The organism is Rhodococcus zopfii NBRC 100606 = JCM 9919 (assembly GCF_001895025.1).
Classification (GTDB): domain Bacteria; phylum Actinomycetota; class Actinomycetes; order Mycobacteriales; family Mycobacteriaceae; genus Rhodococcus; species Rhodococcus zopfii.
In genome coordinates, this window is the sequence record NZ_BCXI01000123.1 from 1 (window position 1) to 1,200 (window position 1,200).

Here is a 1,200-nt window from a genome sequence, read left to right on the forward strand (position 1 = left end):
GTTTCCCGACGTCACGACCACCGGGCGCGACGATTCTTCTGGAAGATTCTCATCGGCGCCGCCACCGTCTCGATCGCAGGAAACGCGATCCACGCCGTTCTCACCACGACCCCCGGCTTCAACTCCGTTCTCGCCGCCGTGATCGCCACACTCCCGCCGATCTCACTGCTCGCCTCCACCCACGCGCTGACCGTTCTCGGCCGTCGCACCGCCGCACCCACCGAGACTCACATCGAATCCGCGCCCGCGACACAGCCGCGCCGTGAGACCGCACACGAGAACGCGACCGCACCCACGACTCACGTCACGACCATCACCGAGAACCGTGCCGCCGCCGAGACCGCAAGTGAGACTCCGGTCGCGCGGTCGACTCGCACCGCGACCGCCGACGCTCTCGCTCGACAGCTCGAGGTGCCACTGCCCCACCTGCCCGGCACCCACCTCGACACCAACCCCATCCCGGCCTTCCATTCTCACGAGGAGCGTCGCGAATGGGCACTCGCCCGGCGCCAGGCCGGAGTGGAGGTGCCCGTCATCGCCCAAGAAGTCGACCGCTCCGTCGCCACCGTTTACCGCTGGCTCTCCGAGGCCGACACCTCCGTCACCATCTGAGCATCACAACGACATCGGAAATATCAACTTTTCAACGGCAAATCGGAATCAACAAACAATCAGAGCGACATCAAAAAATGTCCACGTCTGATGCCTGCCAGTCTCACCTCGGCGCATCGAACCCGGGAATCGTCCCCCGGTTCGGTGCGCCGAGTCGCGTTGTCGGCGTTGACCAGGGGCGATCCGCCCCCGGACCCCCTTAAGGTCGTGTCGGGTGTCGACGAGCAGTGTGTTCGAGGGCCGGTGTGGCAGTCGGATCTTTGCCTCGTTGGTCTCGGGGCCGGCAAACGTATGCTCCCGCGGCCGGCGGACGGTGCCCCCTCGCCCTGGCTAGGAGTGTGCCCCGGCTCGTCTGCGGTGTGTCGGCTCTACCGATCCCCGGGGGCTCCGCCCCCGGACCCCTGTCCCTCCCTCCCAAGGTTCCCGCTGCTCCGCGTGCACCGCGCCCGGTCGCCACACCACGGCCCTACCGGACCCGCCGACCACCGAGCAAGGGAAAACCCGCCCTTGCCCGGCAGTCACCGCGCCCGGTTCACCAGGCCGCACCGACCGACCGAGGTACCCGCTCCACCACCGCCACCGAACCCC

General features: G+C 67.8%; 1 protein-coding gene. It reads left to right on the plus strand.

The window, feature by feature from the left end; all coding sequences use genetic code 11:
* Nucleotides 1–612 (plus strand): helix-turn-helix domain-containing protein (locus RZ1_RS29400; RefSeq protein ID WP_072816479.1); only part of this gene is annotated, 612 nt, incomplete at its 5' end.
* Between the last annotated feature and the right edge of the window lie 588 nt (nt 613–1,200).